The organism is Leptolyngbya sp. CCY15150 (assembly GCF_016888135.1).
In the GTDB taxonomy this organism is placed as follows: Bacteria; Cyanobacteriota; Cyanobacteriia; order RECH01; family RECH01; genus RECH01.
The window spans coordinates 1-24,972 of the sequence record NZ_JACSWB010000139.1; the positions used below are offsets into that span (position 1 = coordinate 1).

The window sequence follows — 24,972 nt, forward strand, 5'->3', positions numbered from 1 at the left end:
TTTCAACGACTCTGGCTCTCTTGGCGCTCTCAGATATCACTACACTACTGCCATTCCCAGGACTTGAACAGCCTTTTGTCATACTGAGAATTGCTGATGTCGGATTGCTACCTATCCCACATTAATTTGACGCACTACCGGAGAGGGGTTTGGGGTGAGGACGGATTTAGGAATTCATCCTTGTATTCAGCAACGCCACTATTTCTTCCCTTGCTGTAGAACAGATCTCATTCATCCATAAAATCTTCAGAATTGCCACCTAAAACTCCAGATAAGAAACTAAGAATCAACAATCGTTCACGACGCTTGCGACAGAACCCCAACGTCTGTGCCACCAACTCCGACTTACTGCAACGATCGCTTGTACTCGACCATCATCATGGGTTTTCGTCTCGTGAATCCTAGACAAACTGAATCACCAGCTTCTTCAGAGAGTTATTCTTTGAGGATTAGATAAAACTGACGTATATTGCTGGATATGTAACTGGGCGGAGCGTTCCCAGGTATAGTGGGGTAAAATCGCTTGGCTATTGGAGATTAGGAATTGTCGCAGGGCTGGGTCGAGGCTTTGGTGCATGGCCGAGGCGATCGCTTCGGGTATTTCTACGTCTACTAATAACGCCTGATCCGAGGACAGAAATTCAGTGAAGGGGGGAAAATTAGCTGTAATCACTGGAACCCCAGAGGCGATCGCTTCCATGACGACTAATCCCCAGCCTTCCTTAACCGATGGAAACACAAACGTATCGGCACAACGGTAGAGTACAGGCATATCGCAATCGGGGATCAGCCCTGGCAAGATCAGCGATCGCCCAATGGTGATTCCCAGTCGCTCAACCTCGGCAAAAAATGCGTCCCGATAATCAGCATAGTCAAACAACGTCATGCCGCCAGCGATCACTAACTGCGAGTGGGGATAGTCCATCAGCACATGAGCAAATGCTTGGAGAAGACGAATAGAATTTTTACGCGGCTCAACCCCCCCTACGGTTAAAAAAATAGGATAACCGGATAACCCCATGCGTTCTTTCAAGCCGGATTCAGTACCGTTTACAGTACCGTTAAAGCGACGGGTATTGACACCATTCACCATGAGTGGCGCATCTAAACCATAGCGCGCTTCTAGCTGTTGCTGCCAATGACGACTCACACAAAGACAGCGATCGGGCAACTGAATAGATGTTTCCTGACAGTGTTGTAGGTAAGGACTGTTATAGTCTTCAATATGATGAACCGTTCGCAGGATATGGGAAATCGGGTATCCCTGCGATCGCAGCATAATCAGCGCGTTCGCACTAATGCAATCCTGTGCGTGATAGACGTCGTAAGGAGCATCACCGCGCTCAAAACAAGCTTGGAAAAAATCGACATAGTCCTGAATCCGCTGCTGGATGAGGCGATCGATAGTCGGTGGGGCGGGCTGACTGGGCACCAATTGATAGTCACAGGCGATCGCTCGATACAGTTCTCCATCACCCTTATCCAAGGCAAAAATACATACGTCTTGCCCCAGCGCCGCTAGAGCTTCTGCCAATTCAACGGTATGGATCACACTACCGCGTGGCTTAGTGGAATAGGTGAGCAGAGCAATTCGCATCATTAATCAGCAAGGTAATAAAAATAATGATTAGCACATTGCGGTGTGTTAATCATGGTTTTGTAGGATAAAACCAATCCACAATCAGCCCTAAGGCAGCAGTTTAAACTCTGAACACGCTACGACCCAAGAGCAACCTGGTTGATCCCATCAGAATTTTTCGGTTGGGCGACTCGCTGCTTAGCTATGATACAATCTGCCAGATACGCTGCATCTCGATCAATCCCCGAAAAACGCCCCGACCCCCAGGTATAGAGCCACGGCAATCCTAAGAAATATAATCCTCTCACAACGGTGACCCCACGCTCATGTCCAGGATATCCTTTACCATCGAACACCGGAATATCAATCCATTCATAGTTCATGGTATAGCCGGTACACCAGATCACCGCACCAATATTGGCAGATTGATAATCCAGTTCAGTTTGCTCCATCTGAGGCTCCCATACCGGTTGGTAGGGCGGCTCGGTTGGCGCTTCAATATGGTGCTTCTCAATAAATCCGTCAATGGTTCGCTTGATGCTTTCGGCTACGGCATCAGCCGCATCTAAGTTTTGTTTGAGGTTGGGCTGGAAGGTAAGGCAACTCCCTTGAATATCCTTGAGATGCCCGTAGAGCTGCATTCCCTCTAGGGCAAAATGCCGCAGGTCAATCTCTCGTCCACCGCCTCGTCCAGTCACATAGTGATTTGTTTTTGTTCGTACCTTATGCTTATCTGGATGCTGATCGATGGAGAGGTCGTAGTAGCCCATTTCATCTAGCCAGGCAACTACATCCTTACCTCGATACGTTCGAGGAGAACGGGGAGCCCCTCCCACACAAAGATGGACTTGTTTACCGGCAAGATGGAGATCTTCTGCGATTTGACAGCCCGACTGTCCGGTTCCGATGACAAGAACACCTTTGTCGGGTAAGGATTCCGGATTTTTATACTCTGATGAATGAATTTGTATGATCTCCGGAGCAAAGCGTTGAGAGAGGGCAGGAATTTTGGGTCGATGATAGCCGCCCGTCGCGACAACAACCTGATCGGCTGTGAAATGTCCAATGCTGGTTTCTAGCCCGAAGCCTTGCCCCTGTTGATACAAATGATGGACAGCAACGCCTTCCTTAACTGGAGGATTGAAGACCGCCACATAGCTTTCGATGTACTGAACAATTTCATCCCGCTGCATAAAACCGTGGGGGTCATCACCAGAGTAGGGATGGCCCGGTAAAATACATTGCCAATTGGGTGTGACCAAGCAAAACGAATCCCATCGTTGCGATCGCCAGGAATAGCCAATCTTATGTTTCTCGAACAGGATATGATCAATGCCGTTTTGCTTGAGATAGTAGCTTACGGCCAGGCCAGCCTGCCCTCCACCAACAATAGCAACTGAGTAATGGGTGGTCATGGGTGACGTTGCCTCCCAGCAACAGGTTCACTTAGGTTCACTGCGATATGATGCCAAACAAGGCGCAACACTGGACGACGAGACTCTGGATGTTGCGCTTCTTCTGCACAGTAGGATTAGCTTCGTTGCCGTCCTGTATCTTTGAATACACACTGAACAGGTTTAGCGGTAAGGACAGGAAGGGCCGCATCCAGCGATGTTTTGACAAAGAATGGCGATCGCGGTCCCTTGGTTCCTTGATCGTGTTCAAAGGCTAGACCGTTCAGCGATTCAGCCCCTCAGCCGCGATAGAAATGGATGTGCCACCAATAGACTGAAAGATAGAACCCTGGTGAAATCGTTAGGGGTAAATGTGTCGTGGAGAGACTGTTGTAGCACCGCACGATCCTATCATTACTATATGTAGGCAGCGCGATCGCATCTACTTTGTGGCATTCAACACAGAAACCGACTCCCACCTTGCGGCTCAATAGAGTGAACTCTGTTTGATGTGGGTACCTGTGTCCGATTCTGTTGTGGATTGCCTGAATGCACCGCGCCTCATGTTCGAGTTGCAGCGGGCCAATCAGATTGCTCAAGATATCTACGCTTGTCTAGATACTAGGGCGATCGCCAACCGTGTCACTCAAGGGCTGGTCAATCAGTTCAACTGTGCGCTTGCACGCATTTGGTTAGTAGAGCCCGATCGTACACATCTCAAAATGATTGGTTCGGCTGGCCTCTACACCCGCACCGATGGGGCATTCAGCACCGTTCCCATGGGGGCGTTCAAAGTCGGGAAAATTGCCCAGAATCGAGTTTCCTTTCTTAGCAATAATCTCCTAGATGAGCCGTGGCTGCGCGATCGCGAATGGGCGCTCCAGCATCAACTCCGGGGCTTCGCCGGCTATCCCCTGGCAACATCCGACACGGTGATTGGAGTGTTGGCCGTCTTTAGCCGAGAAGCCCTTGCGCCTGAATTCCTAGAAATATTGCTCAGTCTTTGTACCACGGTGACGGTTTCCTTGGGCAGCGCGCTCCAGTTTCAGCAAGTCCAGCAAACCTGGCACCTCGCAGGGCAAGGGCTATCTGCCCTACAATCTCCCATGCTGTCCGATTATCTCGCCAAACTGTTGGGACTTATTCCCCTCAAGTTGGTTGGAACCGAGCGATCGCTCGACGTATCGCTCACCTACCTCTTCATCAAGTTTACGGAGTTGGTTCAGCCGCTCGATTGCACCACCTGTAGTTTGACCTACTCCACGGATGTCGTCACCCTAGATGCGATCGTGTCCGCCGATGCTCTAGTCGTCACGACCCATGACGGCGACATCCCCCTTTCTAGCGATGCTGGATCGACCCAACGGGAGCAACCAGGAAACACAACGGCCGTTCCATCCTCGTTTAGACCGATCCTACTGGCAATTGCTAGTTTGGGTGGCACTCTAACAACCACGGTAGGGACGTTGAGTAAAGTCGTGCAGATTACCCTAAAACTGCCCTACAGCCAGCCCGCCACCAACGGATACGTTAGGGTCGAATGTCGCTCGGCCGTTTTGCAATGTGCCTTTAGCCAAATGGTCACGACTGCAGGGTTTGCCCTGTCAACCGTGCCAGATCCATCCATTCCACTCATTACAGATCAGCCCGATCAGATCCAGGGGAGCGATCGCGTCATTTGGGTTCATCCTTCCTCCATGGGCAGTCCCCGTTATCCCCAAGGCGTTGTCGCCCAAATCAGCCTAGATACAGACTCCACTGTTCTACGGGAGGTGATTATGACCGTCTTAGAGGGCAATACCTGGGGCATCCATGATGGGGAAAACACCCAGAAAATGCTATCGTCCCGCGAACATGATGTGATGTGCTTACTGACCCAAGGGTTGCGCGATCGCGAAATTGCCGGACAGCTTCATATCAGTGAGAGCACCGTCAAATTTCATATCAATAATACGCTGGCAAAACTGAACGTCAAAACGCGTGTACAGGCCGTATATGAACTGATGCGTCATGGGTGGCTAGAGGTTTGAATCGTTTCTGTTTCCGTCCCCCCGTTGAGCGAGAGCAGACCGATGCAGAAGGCCGGTAAGGGTTTAGCAGCATTAGGTTTGATTCATCCCACCCTGGTCGTCAATACAACGCCGGACAACGGCCCATTAGCGATCGCCTGACGGTGCCCAACCGGTCAAGGGCTGCTCTACTAAATTCCACAACATCGCCGTCTCAGCGCCCCAGGTTAACGTCAGTTGTTGGCTATCGTCCACCCGCCCGATCGCCTCACAGTGCAGATCGCGTCCATGAAACTGAGCCTGGATTCGTTCCACCTGATGGGGGCGCACACTCAGCAAAAACCCATAGCTCGGAAAATGGTGAAGCCACGGGTATACATCCAAAGATGGCGGGCGGGGAATCGCCTCTAGATCAATCACCGCGCCACACTGAGAGGTTTCTAGCAACATCAGGGCCGTTCCCAATACTCCCCCCATGCTGATATCTTTCCCAGCATCGCACCAGCCCTGTTCTGCCACTATTGGAAGTAAGGATAAATCATCGCGTAGCCGCTGCGGGTCGGTCGTCGTCGCCGCGTTCCAAAACGGATAGTGTTTAAAGGGCTGACCGCGGAGATCAATCGCCATCAAGAGCACGTCTCCGGCTTGGGCATGAAAGCTCGTGATCAACTGCTGCGCCTGCCCCAGAATCGCCACAGACAGAGCCGCATAGGGACTGTGGCAATTGGTATGTCCGCCCACAACCGGAATGCCGTAGGCGGCAGCGGCGGCCTGTAGCCCCGTCCATAGCTCTTGACTGGCTGCCGGCGATGGTGACCACAGGGCATCCACGATCGCAATGGGATGCCCGCCCATGGCGTAAATATCACTAACATTGACCATCACCGCACACCATCCAGCAAACCAAGGCTCCGCCTCCACTAAGCTGGGTAGCATTCCCTCGGCGGCGAATAAAAGATGGCGATCGCCCTGCCAAATGGCCGCGCAGTCATCTCCCAACAAAACAGGCGGATCGGCCGAACGCTCCAGCCCGCCGAAGGCACCAGACAACGACTCAAGCGATCGCGTCCCCGGTCGGAAATACTGCGCCGCCAGTTGAATATCCTGTTTCTGCTGAATGCCAAGGGAGTGGCGTAACTGCTCCACCAAACGGGGCAATTGCCTAGCATCATCCATACCTATGCCACCTCAAGCACTTGAGGCAGTCCTTGAGGACGAGGCTCACCATTGGCCGGATAATAGTCCAAATCAGCTTGCATGAGGTGATGGGGATGCCCACAGATATCGATTTCCTCCAGTGAATCCCAATGTAGCCGTTGAAAAAAGCGCACGTTCTGCAACTGCACTGTGGCCAAAAACCGTTCGCAGCCCCAAGTATTGGCCGTCATCACCGCCTTTTCGATCAGACCTTTCCCAATCCGCCAGCCCCGACGATGGGTAGGATGCACGCCTAGCCGACCGCCATACCACAGCCCTGGCTCCGGTTCGTAGATGCGGACAACCCCAATCACCTGTTCCCAGGGAGCCAGGTAGGGTTCATACACACTCTGAACGGAGGTAAGCGCCACAATCGGATAGGCGATCGCATCAATGTCATCCCAATCACTGCCGCGAAATAGCTTCTGTTCTTGACAAAAAATTTGGTAGCGCAGGTCGGCATACTCCCGCATTTCGGTGGCGGTTTTGGCAATCTCAAATCGATAGGTAGATCGAGTCATGGTTGGCCATCCCAGAATTCACATTAACAGGTCAACAGCGATCGCCCGAGGGCGGATTCAATCTCCAATGCATTCCGAACCCACGGTCTATGTTTCAAAGGCAGATAAGGCAGAGCAGGCCCCACACTTGGCACAGCCAGCTTCGACATCTTGGGAGGATAGTCCTGCATTTTTGAGCCGTTGCCCAACCTCTTGATAGAGGCGATACATAAACTCACTATCGGGCGGGGCAGTATCCTCCAGCGGGGTACCGGTGATGGGTACAAAGGGGACAATGAAGGGATAAACGCCTAGCTGAATGAGGCGATCGCTGGTGTCCACCAGGGCATTGAGGCTATCCCCCAAACCGGCGAGGAGATAGGTGCTAACCTGTCCCCAACCAAAGACCTGTACCGCTGCGGCAAAGGCTTCGAAATAGGTTTCCAGCGAAACAGTGGCTTTCCCAGGCATAATGCGATCGCGCACCTCGGGGGTAACGGCCTCTAGGTGCATTCCCAGGCTATTGATACCGGCCGCCTTCATCCGTTCAAACCAACTGAAATCCGCTGGGGGTTCGCATTGCGCCTGGATGGGAATATCGACCCGCGCTTTGATTGCCCGCGCACATTCCGTTAGATAAGCGGCACCGCGATCGGGAGTATTGGGGGTGCCGGTGGTCATCACCACGTGCTTGATCCCATCGAGCCGCACCGCCGCTTCGGTTACTTCAGCCAATTGATCCGGTGTTTTGCGGGCAATGGTGCGATCGGCGGCTAAGGATTGCCCGATCGCACAAAACTGACAGGCGGTGGCGCGGTCATTGTAGCGCATGCAGGTCTGGAGTACCGTTGTTGCCAGTACGTCGTGGCTATGGAGCAGGGCGATTTTCCAGTAGGGGATGCCGTCAGCCGTTTGGAGTCCATAGAATTTCGGCTGCTTGGGAAACTGAACCGAGGCGATCGCTTGCCCATGGCATTCTAAGGTTGGCTGAACCTCCTCACTGGGCACCACGGGGGAACTGTTGACCGCCGCGCTAAGGCGATACGGGGAAACCGCCGCCGTGCCCGTGTAGACCGGCACCATGACCGTCGTGCCATCAACCACAATCGCCTTATGATCCGATGGGCCAGCCCCGCCTTTACGTCCCGCCGCCCCGGACGTTTGTTCGGCAAGCTGCAACCCCTTCGATTGCAGTTCCACCAGTAACTGTTGTTTATCCATATCAGTTGAGCCCAGCCGTCAGGGTTAGCAAAAAGAGTAACTATCGAGCGATTGTCCTAATCTGCAATGAAATCAGAAACATCAAGATCGGCGCTCACGTGACAATCGGTGGAGAAGCCGGCGAGGTGGGTGAACCGTTGGGGAACGCATCTGCCCCATTCATCAGTCCCGCATCCTCTCCAGTGGGGGGCATGGGAAACGGATGGTCAACCATAGTAGGCTGCGATCGCCGATCAACGTACAGTTGCAGCAATTCCGGTCGGGAATAGTGCCCCACAGAATCCATCATGCGTTTGCGCTTGATGAGCAACGAAAAGTCTAAATCGGCAATCACCAAGCCTTCTCCCTCAGTGATGGCAGGAGCCAAATGATTGCCTTCCGGGCCAATGATGGCCGTATTACAACCGCCCTGAATCGCCCGCTGCAAGGTCGTGTCGGTGGTCACCTGTTGAATTTGCTCCGGCGAGAGCCAACTCGTCGCATTCACCACAAAACATCCCGCTTCCAACGCATGATGGCGGATAGTAACCTCGATCTGTTCCTTGAAAATGTCGCCCACCAAGGAGCCTGGAAACTGAGCGCAATGAATTTGTTCGTGCTGGGCCATGAGGGCATAGCGCGCCAATGGATTATAGTGTTCCCAACAGGCCAACGCCCCCAATCGCCCAACCGCAGTGTCTACGACCTGCAATCCATCCCCATGACCCTGCCCCCAAACCATCCGCTCGTGGTAGGTTGGCGTAATTTTTCGGCGCTTCAGGACAAGATCGCCATCGGCATCAAACACCAGTTGGGTATTGTAGAGCGATCCGCCATCCCGCTCATTGATGCCCAATACAACAACCATGCCATAGCGCTTAGCCGCTTGCCCAACCGCAACCGTTGTAGGACTAGGAACGACAACCGCCTCCTCGTATAGCTGCATGTGCGCTTTACCCATCAAGACGGGCGGTTGAATAAACGAGAAGTAAGGATAGTAGGGAACCAGCGTTTCGGGGAAAACAATCAACTGAACTCCCTGTTGGGCCGCCTCAGCGATCGCCCCCAACACTTTTTCAACGGTTCCTTCTCGGCTAAAAAGCACAGGGGAAATCTGAGCAGCAGCAGCACGAACAGTGCGCGAGTAGTCAATCATGGTCACGTTTGGCGGTTGGGCATGGACTGTGATAACAAGTCAAGAGTTAAAACCGTTATCTCTTTTCACTCCGGCCAATGAGCCGGTCAAGGTTAATGAACCGATAGTCAACAGGTAATCAACGTTAAAGCATATGGCTTAAACAAACCTGTACCAGAGTTTTCAGCGATCGCCACAGGATGCTTCTCAACCCCAGTGCGATCGCTGAAGAATCGTTACATCGTCCAAGTATCCAGGATAAATGCGCCTTCTTTGCGGTGCAAGAGTACAATATCTAACACATCCAGGGGATTGATCGGCGTGATACCAGGAATCAAAGACGGTTCTCCATGACCATAAAGCGCCTGCAATGCAAAGCGGCAAGCATAAACTTTACCACCCTCATCCATAAACTTAACGATCTGATTATTCATGGCCATATGTCCAGGGAAGGCTTCATCGCCTAGCTTTGGAAACCCACGCTGTACACCCAACGTTACCCCTGGCCCATAGAGCAACACAGACGTTTCAAACCCCTTCCGAAGTAAGCGGGTGGCTTGTAGCAAATTAACTAAGCCAATCGATCCCTCAAACGCCACCGTATGAAAGGTAACTAACGCTTTTTCACCGGGTTCCGCCTTCACATCAGGAAAGACTTTCTCTTCATAATCAACAAGAAAATCACCGGTTTGGTGTGCAGGCTTCGTTACTTCTGGCATGAGTTCTTCCCTATTATTGAATTAGATAAGCTAAGATGCTTCAGACCTCACGGGTAACTGACGATAGACCGATTGCCCACATCTCCCTGCTGTAGCCGCGAAGGGCAGACAATATAGATCATCGAACTAGCTTCCCCCTGAGGATAGGCCACGTAATGACTACACGTAACGCTACCGGAAAACCCAGATCACAAGTCATGCCCGTGATAGAAAAAATCAAGTCTATTGGGCAGAGTCACTCTATGAGGTGGATGTTGAAATTCCTGATTACGTTTGAATATCAGTCTTAGGCTTAACTCTAACGTGTAGATTAGAAGCCAACCCAAGGTTTCTTTTGTATCTTAAGTTACACAAGCTCGGAGTCTAGCCTGATGAACAGGATAGATAGTACGAAAAAGGTGGCTTCTTCGAAGACTACCGTACTAAACCTATCGAAATCACTAGGGGTGCCTGATGGCGATCGCGCTCTTCCTGTCGTAGCGTCGAACATGTCGGTTAGAGCAGTTCATGTTTTGGTTTTACTCTTCCTACCTTTGCTATACAATGCAAAAGCATGATGTCCTGTTACAAAGTTGGAGCGTTCCGTCGTGCCCGAAATACGGTTTGAAATAGAGTGGCCCGATGGCACTCACGAAACCTGCTACTCTCCCTCGTTAGTGGTCAAGCAGTATTTAGAATCTGAAGCAGAATACGAGTTGCCTGACTTTATGGAGCGATCGCGCGCCGCGTTGCAGGAGGGGAGCAATCGCGTGCAGGCAAAATACGGTTTTCCATGCGGACTAGCATTAGGGCAGTTACAGCGATTGGAAGCAACCTCAGCGAAATATGTGAATCAGGACAACGTTAAGGTCAAGTTACTGAAATTTATCGAGTAATGGTTGATAGACGTCACTTGAGATAATCGCCAGATTCCTAGTGAAATGATTTTACCAAAATATCTTAAGCAGCCTCTACAGGATAAAATCAAGCCTAGTCCCTGCATCTGAATAACAAAAAAATATCTTCGGCAATGATAGATCTTGGGATATAGCACTCAGCAATCATGCTAGGGCGTGTTTTAAAGCTCATCCAAACCCTGATTCTTTCCTACGAAAGATCAAGGGGTTTAGCAGGTTTTAAAACAGAGCCTAGGATACTATGACGCCGTCTGCCTTTAGACTAGGCAAAGGTGTTTGCTGAGTTTGAGAAAGAAACCGCTACGGCAGTTCTGCTAGAGAACTGAAGTCAGGGTGATCAACTTCGATCTCGGCGGTGTAGCACGTCCAGTCGGAGCGAGAAAGGGTTTTACCGCACACCGCAGGCAGGCGATTCCCACAGCGTTCGGAAACCGCTTCAGAACGAATATTCTTCTGGGAATCGCTCTGGTAGGCTACATAGTTAAGTACCAGCAGCGGCAGCCCCAAGGGTACCGCCAAATATTCGCTCAGCTTGTAGGTGGCGGGAATGCTCTCCAGACTGACCTTAGCCGCCATGAGGTGAATGCCATGCTTGACCAAGGTACTGTAGGTAAACCCTTGGCACAGCGGCTCGGACAGAGCCTGCCCGGTGGCATCGGGGTAATAGGTGATATCTAGGGCGATGGGGGTATCATCGGCGTAGTATATTTTTTCTTGCCAGTAAACTTGGGCATCTTGATCGCTCAGATCCAGCTTGCGCTTGATGTCTGCCGAAGCCGGGATACGCTGAAACCGTAGCGACTGCACCCGACTCGTGTAGCCTTGCTGCTTTAAAGCCACATCAAAATACAGCAGTGGATTAGCTATCGAGAAGCTGATTTTATGCGGGTCGGTAACAAAAATTCCCTTGCCCCGCTGGGTGGTCACCAGTCCCTGTTGAATCAGGCTGGAGATTGCCTTGCGAATCGTGGTGCGGCTCACCCCAAACATTTCGCCTAGGTCAAATTCGCTGGGCAAACGCTCACCGGGCTCGTAGGCCCCGGTCTCAATTTTTTCCTTGAGTTGCTCTGAGATGAAAACATGCAGAGGTTGCCCGGCCTCTTGTCCAGTGGAAACCATAGAAAAAGTCATGATCTGATCATTACTTCTGGCATCTTACAGGAGAGTTAAGAGATAAAGCATGTTTTTACGTCCCTAAGATCGGTGAATTGGATTTGGGGTAGTGCTACGAACGTGAGCCACGCCCTTGATTAGCTGACAAATCTGATCCCCTCGTTCCCCAAAACCTTCTGGGCGAGGGGGATCAAGACAAGTTTCAGGTGTCTTTAAAGCCCCTCTACCGCCCTAAGGGAGGAGTTTGGGGTGAGGGTCTTCAAGTTTTGTAAGTCAACCAGCCCACGCGCTCTAGCCGTGGGCGTGGGATTCGGGGCTCAAACAGGGATTGCAGGCATAGCCTGACTGATATCCCCAAACCCCACGGGTCACGCTACTGCTCTATCGTGCTCTATCGTTACATTTTGAGCACTCCCAGGGCAGCATCACCAGGGACAGTACCGCTACACGGCAACCGGCTGAAAGCGCGACAGCTTGAACAGACTAGTGTTGTGAGGTGTCTGTCCCTCAATCGCGAGATCCGACAGCATTTTGCCCATCAGGGTGGTGAATTTGAATCCGTGCCCTGAGAATCCTGCCCCGATCACCACCTGAGGATAATTGGGATGCTGGTCAATCACAAAGTCTTTGTCAGGGGTGAGGGTGTAGAGGCAGCGGCGAGTCGAAATCAGCGGCCCAGCAGCGTCGGGAATGTACTGACGGGCAAAGTCGCGGATGCGCTCAGTCCAGTCCTGGCTGGGAGTATAGTCAACCTCGCTGGGTTTCTCGACGGTATCCCAGCCGTAGAAGGTGGTGATTTTGAGACCAATGCTGGGGTCTTCATGGGGAATGCCGTAGGGCATTTCGCCGTAGGGGCCATTCATGTGGGCAAAGAATACCGGAAACTTGCCGGGCTCAAAGTCGGCAGGGGTGCCGGGCTGGTAGAACCCCAGTTGGCAGGGCATGATTTTCAGCGGCAGGTTGATACCCTGTTGGGCAAGCAGACCTTTGGCCCAGCTACCGACGGTGAGAATGATGCGATCGCAGTGATATGTCTCCCCCTCAGTCACAACCTCAACACCGTATTCGCTTGGGGTCACTGTCAGCACTGGGGTTTGATCAATCACCGTTGCGCCCCGCTCCTGGGCCAAGCGAATGTGGGACAGCACGCAGCGAGAGGCCTTCAGCAGCCCCGTGTCGGCATGAAACAACCCCTCCATACCGTCATCCAGAGCAAATTGGGGATACCGTTCGGCTATGTCGGCTTTGTCGAGATGCTCGTAGTCCAGCTCGGCGGCATCCAGGCTGGCCTTCATCCGCCGGAAGGTGTCGGTCTCAGGACTGCCAAAGTCGAGTCCGCCGGTTTTCACGTACAGTTGCTCCCCCGCCTCCTCTTGCAGGGCAAACCACAGGGGGTAGGCGTCCCGCATGAGATCTACGTAGATGGGGTTGTCATAGGTGTAGCGAATCACGCGGGAATAGCCGTAGGAGCTGCCGTTCTGATGATCTATCTCGAATTGCTCCAGCAGCAGCACCTTTTTCCCAGCCTTTGACAAATAATAGGCCGCCGCGCTGCCAACGCCACCGGCTCCAATCACAATCACATCAAAATGCTGCGCCATGACAATACACTCCTAGCCAAAAGGCCTAGCAAAAAGGGTAAGAAGAGGCGAAAAGGGTAAAAAATATTGGCCCGCCCCCGATGGGCAGGGGCACAGCATGCTGCGCCCCTATACGGGATATCTGCTTTGGGCTGACACAACTAGCGGGCGATCGCGCGATCAGCAGCCTCAGCCTCTATCAGCTTGCGCTTCTCGTTGACCACGTCGTGCTCGTAGCTCAACCCTTTGTAGATGCTGTAACACATGACCAACAGCACCAACGCAAAGGGCAACCCCGCGCTGATTGCAGCCGTTTGTAAAGCCGACAGACCACCGCCCAGCAGCAGCGCCGAAGCCACCACCCCTTCAAGCACGGCCCAGAAAACCCGCTGAGGCACCGGTGACTCAAGCTTGCCGCCAGAGGCAATGCTGTCCACTACCAGGGAACCGGAGTCGGAGGAGGTGACAAAGAAGACCACCACTAGGATGATGCCGACGAAGGAGGTAATGCCGGTTAAGGGGAGCTGCTCCAGCATCACGAATAGGGCCGTAGCCACATTTTCGCCCACAGCGGCGCTGATGATGCCGGCAGTGCCTTCGGTCAACTCCATATTCAAGGCCGTACCACCAAATGCCGACATCCACAGGAAGGTTAGAGCGGTCGGCAGTAGCAGCACCCCGAGGATGAATTCCCGCACAGTCCGGCCCCGAGAGATGCGGGCGATAAAAATGCCCACGAACGGTGCCCAAGATACCCACCAGCCCCAGTAGAATACGGTCCAGCCGTTCTGCCAGCCGGCATCGTTAAACGTCTCAGTCCAGAAGCTCATGGTGGGCAGGGCGGCCAGATAGTAGCCGGTCGTTTGAACGAAGGTGTTGAGAATAAAGACAGTTGGTCCCACCAGCAGCACAAACACCAGCAACACCGCAGCCAAAATCATGTTGAGTTCGCTCAGGCGGCGTACCCCGTTCCCCAGCCCCGACACTACCGAGGCAGTGGCAAAGCCGGTAATGATTGCAATCAGCCCCACCTGCACTGGAGTGCTAATTTGCAGACCAAACAAAAAGTTCAAGCCCGCATTCGCCTGCTGGACGCCGAAGCCCAGAGAAGTCGCCAGTCCAAACAGGGTGGAGGCCACCGCCAGAACGTCAATCGCGTTGCCCTGCCAGCCGTAAATCTTTTCTCCCAGCAGCGGGTAAAACACCGAACGGATGGTCAGGGGTAGCCCCCAGTTGAAGGCGAAAAAGGCCAGGGACAAACCCACTAAAGCGTAGATGCCCCAGGCGTGAAGGCCCCAGTGGAAGAAGGTGATACCCATCGCCTGCCGGGCAGCATCGGCGGTATTGGGCTCGATCGCCCCCACAATCACGGGCGGGTCTTGGAAGTGGTAAATCGGCTCCGCGACGCTCCAGAACATTAGGCCGGTGCCCATGCCAGCGCTCATGAGCATGGAAATCCAGGCGAAGGTGGGAAACTCCGGCCTGGCGTTGGGCCCGCCCAAACGCACACTGCCCAATTTGGTGAGAGAAATGTAGACCGTAAAAAGCAAAAAGAAACTAACAGACAGGATCATGAACCAGCCCAGCGTGCCCGAAATGAAGGACTGGATTGCCCCAAAGGCTGATGTAGCAGGATCTTGGAAGAGCAGCGTAAACAATACAAACAGGATAACTAAGCCCCCAGAGACCAAAAAGACCTCTGGGTGAAAATCAAATCCTTTATAGGTGAAATTGCGATCGCCAGGGCGGCGAAGGATATGGCGAGTGGGCGCATGATCGGGCATCACAAAGGGATGCTCCTCATGGTGGCCATTTTGCCCTGAATCTGGTGAAGTCATGAGTTAACAAGCTCTTAGTACATCAACAAGCGTCCGTAACATCCCCGACAAGTGACTCATTCTTGCAAGGTCTAGTCAGCACCTGTTTCGTTGGCCCTAGCTAGGGCCTTCAGCTCGATTAGCAGGGTTGATATTTTGTGGTCGCTAATTATTGCTGCCTAGGTGATCACCTTTCAATAAACGCAGGAGCCTTGTCAAGGAACCAAGACATCCTGTAACGGAATTGTTACAGGCATTCACGCCCCTTATCTAGTAAGGCTTCTGCGCTAAGAGTGCATCGTTTAAGGGCTGACTGCCCCGTCTATCTGTAACGAATCAAGCTGCCTAAAGCCAGAACTCAGTAAGCTCTATTGACGCTGAGAATAGGATCTACTGAACGATGAAACTGTTTTGCTCGATACCGTTGTCACTACAAGTTTTGAAAATCCTATGTTTTGCTCAAAAGATGATTTTCTGCAGGCTTGCTTTCTCATACTTCGACACAAAAACTTCCTTTGTATTCCAATGTATCCCAAGCTATATGCTGGGAATAGTTATCACTCCATGACCTAGAAATTTTCAAAGTGTTACACAGAAAACAATCTTGCTTTTTCTAAGTCGCTATTGTTCATATCAACTTGTAATTACAAGTCTTAAAAAGTGGTTTATCCACTTGTAGTGACAAGTTTTGAAGACAGGATTTTTACTGTCTTCATGGGTTTGACCGAGTTTCTAGCCCGAGCGATCGCTGCAAAATCGTCTTGAAAACCACCCATATAGCTGCTGAGGCGGACTATGACCCAGGAAAATATTGTTAGCGCCCCGCCCGATTTGACCCTTGTGGAGCGTTCTGAGATCCATCAGGCGGCGGGCATACATCGCGAGTTGTCGGTCATTAGCTTAGATAACTATCGGCACCCCGGCTTAGGGGCAGAGGCTTACACCAGCACTCGCTATCTCAATCGGGAGCGAGCAACCGTGTTTAGCCAGTATTGGGTATGTGTAGGCCTGGCGTCTGATGTCCCCAATCCGGGCGATGTGTACCCGACTGAGGTGGCGGGTATGCCGATCGCCCTGGTGCGCGATCGCGCTGGCACCTTGCGGGCCTTCCACAACATTTGCAGCCACCGGGGCCTACAGTTGGTCAACAAGTCCTGTAATGTGCAGGGCAACCTGCGCTGCCCTTACCACTCCTGGACCTACAAGCTCGACGGCACCCTCAAGAGCACGCCCCACTTTGGCGGCTATTATAAGGACGCCTACGATGGATTCGATCGCGAAAGTAAAGGGCTATCTGCCATTCGCTGCGACCAGTGGCTCGACCTGGTGTTCGTCAACCTTTCTGGAGACGCGCCTCCATTAGAGGAGTATTTAGCGCCAGTGATTGAACGCTGGTCTAACTATGACCTCAGCCAACTGCGCCGCGAGCCCCGCGAGGTCACCCTACAGTGCAAAGCCAACTGGAAGCTGGCGGTGGAAAACTTCTCCGAGAGCTATCACCTGAGCTGGGTTCACCCCGCCCTCAACAACTGCTCCCGCATGGAAGATCACTTTGGTTTTGACGTCGGTGATACCCATGTGGGCCAGGGCAGCCTGCTCTACAAGAGTGGAGTGCTTGAGGGGCGATCGCTGCCCACCTTCCCCAATCTAGAAGCTCAGCAAAAAACCACCGTCGCCGAATACATTACTGTCTTCCCCAACCTGATGCTGGGCGTTCACCCCGACTACTTTTTGGTGTTTACCGCCAACCCCCTCAGCCCCGGCAAAACCCAGGAGCGCATGACCTTCTACTTCGTTGGCGACGAGGCCATGACCCCCGAAAACGAACCCCTGCGCCACTTGCCCATCGACCTCTGGAAAGACACCAACGACGAAGACATCGACATGATCGAGCGCATGCAGGTAGGTCGTAAATCCCCCCACTTCGACGGCGGCTGCTTTTCCCCCGAGCTAGAGAAAACCGTCTACCGCTTCCAGCGCATGGTGGCTAAGGCAGTAGAAGGGTAGATAGGAATGTTTGGGCTTCGACAGGCTGAGCTGAGCTTGTCGAAGCGTAGATCGTCAGCCAAATTGCCCTAGCAGCGCGTTACGGCCCTAGCTATGGCCACAGATTACCCAAGGGTGACCTATGGCCTAACATGTCCTACTCGTCTTCCCCCACTCCATCACCCCAACCGGAGACCCCATGAAATCCACCGCTACTCTCGTTGTCATCGGTGCAGGCATCGTCGGCTGTAGCACCACCTATCACCTCGCTAAACTGGGTTGGAAGAACATTGTCGTGGTTGAGCAAGGCCCGCTCTTCGCCACAGGCGGCTCCACGTCCCACGCACCGGGTCTGGTGTTTCAGACCAACTCATCGAAGACCATGACCAAGCTGGCTCAATACACCGTCGAGCTGTACAGCCAACTTAGCACCGAGGAAGGCCCAGCCTTTTACCCCGTCGGCGGGGTCGAAGTGGCCTACACCGAAGAGCGCATGGCCGAACTCCAGCGCAAGCTGGGCTGGGCTAAAGCATGGGGCGTTGACGGGGCCTGCCTACTCACGCCGGATGACGTGAAGGCTAAAGTGCCTCTGATGGATACAGCCAAAGTACTCGGCGGTTATTTTGTGCCCTCCGACGGCATTGCCAAGGCCCTGCGGGCGGCGGAAGCGATGGCCAACTATGCCAAAGACGCTGGTGCTGCTGAGTTTTACGGCCACACGACGGTGATGGATATCGAGGTGGTCAACGGGCAGGTGCAGGCCGTCGTCACAGACCAAGGCCGCATTGAAACCGATAAGGTGCTGGTTTGTGCAGGCATTTGGGGGCCACGCATTGGACGCATGGTGGGCGAAGTGATTCCCCTTACTCCCGTGCAGCACCAGTATGTGAAAACTGCGCCGATTCCTGAGCTGGCGGGGATGACGGAGGAAGTTACCTATCCCATGGTGCGGCACCAAGACCACGCTATGTACTTTCGCCAGCACGGCGACTGCTGGGGCATTGGCTCCTATCAGCATGAGCCGCTGTTGCTAGATCCCGACAATATCTTGCCCTATGCCGAAGCACCGGTGATGCCCTCGGTGCGCCCTTTCACTGAAGAGCACTTTGGCCCCGCCTGGGAATCGACGAAAGAACTGTTCCCTGCCCTAGAAGGGGCGGAGCTGACCTACAAAATCAACGGCATGTTTTCCTTCACCCCTGACAGCGGTTCGGTGGTGGGAGAATCTCGCAAAGCCAAGGGCTTTTGGGTGGCCGAGGCGGTGTGGGTCACCCACGGTGGCGGCGTTGGCAAAATTGTGTCAGAACTGATGACCACCGGGGTGCCCAGCCTCGACATTCACGAGATGGATATCAATCGCTTCTCTGATGTCTGCAAAAGCGCCGCCTACATCACCCGCGCTGGGGCGCAGCAGTACGATGAGGTGTACGACATCATTCACCCATTGGATCAACAAACTCACTCACGGGACTTACGGGTCAGTCCGTTTTACCCGCGTTTGCAGGAGTTGGGAGCCCAGTTTGTCTTCAGCGCCGGGTGGGAGCGGCCCCAGTGGTTTGAGGCCAATGCGGATCTATTGAATCAGTACACCATTCCTCAGCGCCAGGGCTGGGAAGCCAAGAACTGGTCACCCATTCAGGGGGCAGAGCATTGCGCCACGCGGGAAAAGGCGGCCCTCTACGACCTCACCCCCTTCGCCAAATTTGAGGTGACGGGGCCGGGTGTGGTGGCTTATCTGCAAAACCTCTGCGCCAACGACATCGACAAACCCGTAGGCAAGGTGATCTACACCGCCATGCTGGATGCCAGCGGCGGCATCATGTGCGATCTGACGGTGAGCCGCTTGGGTGCAGAAAAATACTGGGTGGTCACGGGCGGCTCTGTTCACGGGCACGACCTCGCCTGGATGCAAGCCCATCTTCCTGCCGACGGTTCGGTGCGAATCACCGATGTCTCCTCTAGCTACTGCTGCGTCGGCCTGTGGGGGCCAAAAGCCCCTGCAATCCTCCAAGCCGTGACCCAAACGGATGTGTCGAAGCCCAAGTTCAAGTTTTTCACCAATCAGCAACTCACCATCGGCAACATTCCGGTGCTGGCGGTGCGGGTGTCTTATGTCGGTGAAGAAGGGTGGGAGATTTATGCTCCTACGGAGTCTGGGCTCAAGCTCTGGGATACGCTGTGGGCGGCGGGACAACCCCACGGACTGATCGCCGCTGGTCTGGGAGCGTTTGAAACCCTGCGATTGGAAAAAGGCTTCCTGTTTTGGGGGCACGACATTCACACGGAATACGACCCCTATGAGGCGGGTTTGGGCTTTGCGGTGAAGCCACAGAAGGGTGACTTTATCGGCAAGGAAGCGTTGCTACAGCGTCAGGACTACGCCAGTCGTAAACTTTGCTTTGTAACGCTAGATGATCCGTCGGCGATCGCGATGGGCAAAGAACCCGTGATTGCCGACGGTAAGGTGCTGGGCTATGCCACCAGCGCGGGCTATGGCTACAGTTTGGGGCGCTGCGTGGTGTACGCCTATCTGCCGCTGACCTATGCTCAACCCGGCACTAAGGTCTCGGTGGAATACTTCGGCAAGCCCCTCGCGGCCACAGTGGTTGAGAAGCTGCTGTAGGCGAATGGCACTGAAGTAAGGCTGGTGGGCCGTACCCTACGGTAAATCAAAGCTTTCGGCGATCGCAAAACGCTAATTTCAGTACCATTCTGCTGTAGATGCTTTCGGTCTCACGACATTTCTGCACTGGGGTTCTGCTCAATCGCAACCTTCACAGTCTGGGGGTTGATTGAGCGACACCCTCTCCAATGAGGTATTCAGAATGCAAATTCTCGGACTCGAACTCCTGTTTGTTGTGCTGTGGAGTTCTGGCTTCATTGGCGCAAAATATGGGTTGCCCTACGCGGGGCCATTCACGCTGTTGTTTGTTCGCTATGTTTTAGTGGCAATACTGCTACTGATCTGGTTGAGCTATCGTCGGAAGCTACGGTTTCATAGCAAGACGGCGATCGCCCGTTCTGCCTTCGTGGGTGTGCTCGCCCACGCCGTTTGGCTCAGTGCGGCATTGGGGGCGATCGCGCTGGGCGTTTCACCCTGGATTGTGGCGCTGATCACGGCGTTGCAGCCCATGGCCACCAGTGTTTTATCTGGCCCGCTCTTGGGCGAGTCGATATCGCCGGTGCAGTGGTGCGGCACCGGAGTCGGTCTGGTCGGCGTCGTGCTGGTGGTCATTACCAAACTGGAGGGGGCCGGAGCGGTTGCGCCGATCGGGTATCTGCTGCCCTTTTTGGCGGCGGCCAGCATGACCGTGGCGACGCTATATCAACGACACCTGAATCGCACCCAGCCAGAGCAAAATTTGCCGGTTATTCAGAGTTTGTTTGTACAGGCCGTGGCCAGCGCGATCGTTCTGTGGCCCTTGGCAGTGTTGATCGAGGGCTTGAGCCTGCAGTGGAGTCGGCAGTTCGTGTTTGCCCTAGGTTGGTTAATCGTCGTGCTGTCCATTGGCTCCTACGGTCTGATGCTGAAACTGTTGGAGTACCGCACAGCAGCCCGAGTCGCTAGTTTGATGTACCTGACGCCGCCCACAACCCTCGTGCTGGGATTCCTCCTGTTTAATGACCAAATCGCCTGGGTCGATGCAGTCGGCCTGGTGATTGCGGCGATCGGTGTGATCCTCGTTTATCGAGGGGGAACTGATAGTCCTAAGAAGGTACCCAACACTGACCCCAGACGTTTCCTCAGCATGAAGCCCTGATCTGCTCTGACCTGATTCATGATTTTATAGGTTGACGCCATGCAGTTTTCCATCGAAGTGACGCCGAAGACCGATGTCTCAGAGCTGCCCCAAGCGGTGCGAGAGGTTTCGATCACATACCTACCGGGAGCGGACTATCGAGATGTTGTGGCACAAGCGGTGAAACTGCGGCAGTTGGGTTTTGATCCGATCGCTCACGTGCCTGCCCGCAGTATGCGCGATCGCACCCACCTTTCCGACTACCTCGCGGCCCTACGCGATCAGGCCCAGATTCGCCAAGTGCTGATCATCGGCGGCAGCCCCGATCGCCCCGTCGGCCCCTTCACCTCTACGCTAGATCTCCTCGAAACAGGTCTGTTCGATGGCCTGCGGGTGGGTATTGCTGGTCATCCCGAGGGTATGCCGGTATTGGGTGATGGGGAATGCGATCGCATCCTCGACCTCAAAAATCAGTACGCCCGCGATACCGGCACCGATATGTTTGTGATGACCCAGTGGTCGCTGGATGTGGCCAGCGTCCGTGCCTGGCTCGATCGCATTGAATCGTTCAATACGCTGCCGATTTACCTTGGCATTCCCGGCCCCACCAGCCCGGCGACGCTACTAAAATTCGCCAAACTCTGTGGCGTTAAAGCCAGCCTGCTAGGCTTACGGCATCAGTCGGCTCGGCTCGGCCAGCTCCTCACGGTGCAAACTCCTGATTATTTGATCGATGGCCTCAGCGATCGCATCGACCATTTTCATATCTATACCTTTGGCGGCGTGCAGCGATCGCGCGACTGGCTAGCCACCCATCCATCTAAAACCCTAACCCCGGTCTAAGCCACCTCCATCGGGAACCCAACGGCGAGGAATAGTCAGGATTGAACTCAACATTCAAAATGTCTACCTAGGACAATTCTGGACACGGAACGACCTGAGAAGTTTGAGTCCTTCCAAGGGCGCAAGGCCTGCCCCCCTACATGGGGATATCTTCTTTCTCAAAAACTACCTTACTCCCCATCCCCCTCTCTCCCCATGTCTACCAGCGTCTTCGATATTTTTAAAATCGGTATCGGCCCCTCCAGCTCCCACACCGTTGGCCCGATGAAAGCCGCCCGGCGGTTTGCCCAAGGACTGGCCGCAGATGGTCTACTGCCCCAGGTTGAGCGCCTCCAGATCGATCTGCATGGCTCATTAGGGGCCACTGGGCGAGGACACGGCAGCGATCGCGCTGTACTGCTAGGCCTAGAGGGCGAGGCCCCCGATCGGGTCAACACCGACCTCATGGACAGGCATCTGCAGCGCATCGCTAACACCCAATCCATCTGGGTGCTGCGGCAGCAGGCGATCGCGTTTCACGACACAACAGACCTACTGCTACACTGGCGACCCTTGCCCTACCATCCCAACGGCATGGTGTTTACGGCCTTTGGCAAAACCGCTGAGATTCTGCGGCAGCGCACCTACTACTCCATTGGCGGCGGGTTTGTGGTGGATGAGCACGCCGCCTGTCTCGATCGCCTTCAGTTGCATCACTCGTCGCTGCCCTACGCCGTCCACAGTGCCCGCGACCTGCTGGAGCTGTGCCAGCGCGATCGCCTCTCCATCAGCCAGCTAACGCTCGAAAACGAGAAAGTATGGCGCACCGAGGGCGAGATCCGGGAAGGGCTGCTAAGGCTGTGGCAGGTCATGGAAGCCTGTGTCAAGAAAGGCTGTCACACCGACGGCATCTTACCGGGTGGGCTCAAGGTCAAGCGCCGCGCCGCCGAACTTTATAAAACACTGAAGCATCGTTCAGAATACACCCTCGCCGACCCTCTCAGCATTATGGACTGGGTGAACCTGTACGCCATGGCCGTCAACGAAGAGAATGCTGCGGGTGGGCGGGTGGTCACGGCCCCAACCAACGGCGCGGCGGGCATTATTCCAGCGGTGCTGCACTACTACAGTCGCTTTTGCCACCAGGCCAGCGACGACGGCATCGTGCGGTTTCTGCTAGTAGCGGGGGCGATCGCCATGCTCTACCAGGAAAATGCCTCCATCTCCGGGGCCGACGTCGGCTGCCAGGGCGAAGTTGGCGTAGCCTGCTCCATGGCAGCGGGTGCCCTAACCGAAGTGCTAGGCGGCACCCCAGAGCAGGTTGAAAACGCCGCCGAAATCGGCATGGAGCACAATCTCGGCCTCACCTGCGATCCCGTGGGCGGCCTGGTGCAGGTGCCCTGCATCGAGCGCAACGCCATGGGCTCCATCAAAGCGATCAACGCGGCACGTATGGCACTCAAAGGCGACGGGCAGCACTGCGTCCACCTCGACAAGGTGATCAAAACCATGCGCGACACCGGCCGCGACATGCACGAAAAATATAAAGAAACCTCCCGTGGCGGCCTGGCGGTGAATGTGATCGAATGCTAAATGTCTGGCTAGGTGAGCGGCGGGCCAAACAATTTTTCTAGCTGCTTTTGCACCCAGGCCACAGGATTTTTGTCGTAGTCTTGGTTAATTAATCCCAATTCTCGTAGACGGCGCTTTTGCTGGGTTAGCTCTGCCTCATGGCGGCCCATTTCTTTGACAATCAAATCGTAAAGTCGGGGCTGACTCTGCAAAATCTGCTTGAACCCCTGGGGGCTAATGGCAAATACCGTAGTGTCTTCCAGGGCTTTTATGGTTACGGTTCGCGGGATGCCCAACATCAGCGAAAATTCGCCAATAAACTGGCCCTCCGCCATGATGGTTGGTGCATCTTGATCATGGAGGGTGTACCCCACCGATCCACATAAAATAATGTAAAACGCATCTCCAGGATCGCCCACATTGTAAAGCACTTCGCCCATCTCTAGACGCTTGCGGTGGCCAATTTCCACTAGCTTGCGCAGCTCAACCGTCGTGCAGTTGGCAAAGTAGGGAATTTTTTGCAGCAAATCTCTCACCGCCACAGGCTTAGAAGGATGTTCGCTAAAGGTCGGCACTGCCTGCTGCACATGGGCATGGTCTTCATAGTCGGCCACCGATGATTGAACCACCACATTGGGGTTGCGGTGCCACAAATCGTAGCGGGGCGAGGCAAGGCGAATATGGTGCTGGCGCAGGTTTTGATCGATGATGAAGCGCAGAGAGCTTTCGGTTCTATGCTTAATGTCAACTCGATTCACCCAAATCCACAGCACAAAATCCAGGGAATTTTCTCCAAATCCGGTAAAGAATACCTCCGGTGGATATTGGTAAGAAACAGATTCTTCTAAATAGGCAGAATCGAGCAGCGCCTCAATCACCACAACCGGGTCGCTCTCGTGGGCAACGCTGACATTAACCGGCACCCAGCCCTTGAAGTTGTTGTAGGTCCAGTTAATCACCTGGTTACTCACTAAATTGCTGTTGGGGATAACAATGTGCCGCTCGGTAATGGTGCGAATGATCGTCGATCGCAGCGAAATTTCAACAATGTAGCCCGATAGCCCTTCCCACTCGATAAAGTCGCCCACCTTGAGCTTTCGCTCCACCAGCATGGCAAGGCCGCTAATAAAATTGCGGGTGATATCCTGGAGGCCAAAGCCAATGCCGATGCCCAAGCTACCGGCTACAACCGCTAGGGAAGCGAGGTTGACCCCCATGACCTGCAGCAAGATTAAAACAAGCACCGTGGCCAGACTGTAGCTGGTGATCGTGGCGATCGACTCACGGGTGCCTTGCTTGAGCCCCATGCGACTCAAGATTTGATTGGCAAAAACGCGCTTAAAGCCCAGAGAAAACAGCAGCGCAATTAGCAGCACTAAGAAAAACTGGGCGATCGCGCTTAGGGTCAAAGACGCGTTACCAAAATTGATAAACGGCGTATTCAAGACTTGGTCAAAGGCCTGAAAGAACTCACTCATTCGTTCACCCAGACTATTTTCAAACAGGAATTGGCGTAGGACATACCGGGAGTATCCCACTTTTGCAAAAACAGTGCCAAGGGGGAGCAACGATGTTCCTAACCACACCTCAGCAACAATCCGCCTGTACGGGTCATGCTTATCGCTCTTCAATGACTCTAGGCAGAAGAAAACTCTCGTAGCGTCGTAGCAGGCACTCCTCGAAATTGATTCATAAGCCGTATGAGCATCTGAA

At 53.8% G+C, this 24,972-nt stretch carries 18 protein-coding genes; 7 read left to right on the forward strand and 11 right to left on the reverse strand.

Annotated features, from left to right (window positions below; all coding sequences use genetic code 11):
• Positions 1 to 427: 427 nt before the first annotated feature.
• A complete protein-coding gene (locus JUJ53_RS04295; protein ID WP_204150749.1) occupies positions 428 to 1,597 on the reverse strand; it encodes an MSMEG_0565 family glycosyltransferase in 1,170 nt (389 codons plus the stop codon).
• A gap of 119 nt (positions 1,598 to 1,716) precedes the next feature.
• Positions 1,717 to 2,994, reverse strand: a complete 1,278-nt coding sequence (locus JUJ53_RS04300) for an MSMEG_0569 family flavin-dependent oxidoreductase (RefSeq protein ID WP_204150750.1) — start codon at positions 2,992 to 2,994, stop codon at positions 1,717 to 1,719.
• A gap of 500 nt (positions 2,995 to 3,494) precedes the next feature.
• Between JUJ53_RS04300 and JUJ53_RS04305 the strand changes: the two genes are divergently transcribed.
• Positions 3,495 to 5,003, forward strand: coding sequence for a LuxR C-terminal-related transcriptional regulator (locus JUJ53_RS04305; protein ID WP_204150751.1), 1,509 nt, complete (start codon positions 3,495 to 3,497; stop codon positions 5,001 to 5,003).
• A gap of 126 nt (positions 5,004 to 5,129) precedes the next feature.
• On the opposite strand, the gene JUJ53_RS04310 is transcribed toward JUJ53_RS04305, so the two are convergent.
• From JUJ53_RS04310 to JUJ53_RS04330, 5 genes are all read right to left on the reverse strand, one after another.
• Entirely contained in the window at positions 5,130 to 6,158 is a 1,029-nt protein-coding gene (locus JUJ53_RS04310; protein WP_204150752.1) for a sll0787 family AIR synthase-like protein, read from the reverse strand.
• Positions 6,159 to 6,160: 2 nt separating this feature from the next.
• Positions 6,161 to 6,700: an MSMEG_0567/Sll0786 family nitrogen starvation N-acetyltransferase gene (locus JUJ53_RS04315; RefSeq protein WP_204150753.1), complete on the reverse strand. Its 540-nt coding sequence runs from the start codon at positions 6,698 to 6,700 to the stop codon at positions 6,161 to 6,163.
• Between the two features lie 87 nt (positions 6,701 to 6,787).
• Positions 6,788 to 7,900 (reverse strand): MSMEG_0568 family radical SAM protein, encoded by a 1,113-nt coding sequence (locus tag JUJ53_RS04320; protein WP_204150754.1) that lies wholly within the window; start codon positions 7,898 to 7,900, stop codon positions 6,788 to 6,790.
• Between the two features lie 94 nt (positions 7,901 to 7,994).
• The gene (locus JUJ53_RS04325) at positions 7,995 to 9,035 is read right to left on the reverse strand and encodes a Nit6803 family nitrilase (RefSeq protein WP_204150755.1); all 1,041 of its coding nucleotides are present in this window, start codon (positions 9,033 to 9,035) and stop codon (positions 7,995 to 7,997) included.
• Between the two features lie 215 nt (positions 9,036 to 9,250).
• Positions 9,251 to 9,733: an MSMEG_0572/Sll0783 family nitrogen starvation response protein gene (locus tag JUJ53_RS04330; protein ID WP_204150756.1), complete on the reverse strand. Its 483-nt coding sequence runs from the start codon at positions 9,731 to 9,733 to the stop codon at positions 9,251 to 9,253.
• A 587-nt stretch (positions 9,734 to 10,320) separates the two neighbouring features.
• Here JUJ53_RS04330 and JUJ53_RS04335 point away from each other — a divergent pair.
• Positions 10,321 to 10,608, forward strand: coding sequence for an MSMEG_0570 family nitrogen starvation response protein (locus JUJ53_RS04335; protein ID WP_204150757.1), 288 nt, complete (start codon positions 10,321 to 10,323; stop codon positions 10,606 to 10,608).
• A gap of 321 nt (positions 10,609 to 10,929) precedes the next feature.
• Here the strand turns inward: JUJ53_RS04335 and JUJ53_RS04340 are convergent, their stop codons facing one another.
• From JUJ53_RS04340 to JUJ53_RS04350, 3 genes are all read right to left on the reverse strand, one after another.
• Complete coding sequence (locus tag JUJ53_RS04340; protein WP_239124772.1) at positions 10,930 to 11,760, reverse strand: GntR family transcriptional regulator; 831 nt, start codon at positions 11,758 to 11,760, stop codon at positions 10,930 to 10,932.
• A 425-nt stretch (positions 11,761 to 12,185) separates the two neighbouring features.
• Complete coding sequence (gene solA / locus JUJ53_RS04345; RefSeq protein ID WP_204150758.1) at positions 12,186 to 13,343, reverse strand: N-methyl-L-tryptophan oxidase; 1,158 nt, start codon at positions 13,341 to 13,343, stop codon at positions 12,186 to 12,188.
• Positions 13,344 to 13,483: 140 nt separating this feature from the next.
• Complete coding sequence (locus JUJ53_RS04350) at positions 13,484 to 15,160, reverse strand: BCCT family transporter (RefSeq protein WP_239124773.1); 1,677 nt, start codon at positions 15,158 to 15,160, stop codon at positions 13,484 to 13,486.
• A 774-nt stretch (positions 15,161 to 15,934) separates the two neighbouring features.
• Here JUJ53_RS04350 and JUJ53_RS04355 point away from each other — a divergent pair.
• From JUJ53_RS04355 to JUJ53_RS04375, 5 genes are all read left to right on the forward strand, one after another.
• Positions 15,935 to 17,146 carry an aromatic ring-hydroxylating dioxygenase subunit alpha gene (locus JUJ53_RS04355; protein WP_204150759.1) on the forward strand — a complete coding sequence of 404 codons (1,212 nt, stop codon included), beginning with the start codon at positions 15,935 to 15,937 and terminating at the stop codon, positions 17,144 to 17,146.
• 178 nt (positions 17,147 to 17,324) lie between these two features.
• Positions 17,325 to 19,748, forward strand: a complete 2,424-nt coding sequence (locus tag JUJ53_RS04360; RefSeq protein ID WP_204150760.1) for an FAD-dependent oxidoreductase — start codon at positions 17,325 to 17,327, stop codon at positions 19,746 to 19,748.
• Between the two features lie 202 nt (positions 19,749 to 19,950).
• The gene (locus JUJ53_RS04365; protein WP_204150761.1) at positions 19,951 to 20,886 is read left to right on the forward strand and encodes a DMT family transporter; all 936 of its coding nucleotides are present in this window, start codon (positions 19,951 to 19,953) and stop codon (positions 20,884 to 20,886) included.
• Positions 20,887 to 20,925: 39 nt separating this feature from the next.
• Positions 20,926 to 21,708 (forward strand): methylenetetrahydrofolate reductase, encoded by a 783-nt coding sequence (locus JUJ53_RS04370; RefSeq protein WP_204150762.1) that lies wholly within the window; start codon positions 20,926 to 20,928, stop codon positions 21,706 to 21,708.
• A 195-nt stretch (positions 21,709 to 21,903) separates the two neighbouring features.
• Positions 21,904 to 23,280 carry an L-serine ammonia-lyase gene (locus JUJ53_RS04375; RefSeq protein ID WP_204150763.1) on the forward strand — a complete coding sequence of 459 codons (1,377 nt, stop codon included), beginning with the start codon at positions 21,904 to 21,906 and terminating at the stop codon, positions 23,278 to 23,280.
• A gap of 8 nt (positions 23,281 to 23,288) precedes the next feature.
• Here JUJ53_RS04375 and JUJ53_RS04380 read toward each other — a convergent pair whose 3' ends face one another.
• Positions 23,289 to 24,737 carry a mechanosensitive ion channel domain-containing protein gene (locus JUJ53_RS04380; RefSeq protein WP_204150764.1) on the reverse strand — a complete coding sequence of 483 codons (1,449 nt, stop codon included), beginning with the start codon at positions 24,735 to 24,737 and terminating at the stop codon, positions 23,289 to 23,291.
• Between the last annotated feature and the right edge of the window lie 235 nt (positions 24,738 to 24,972).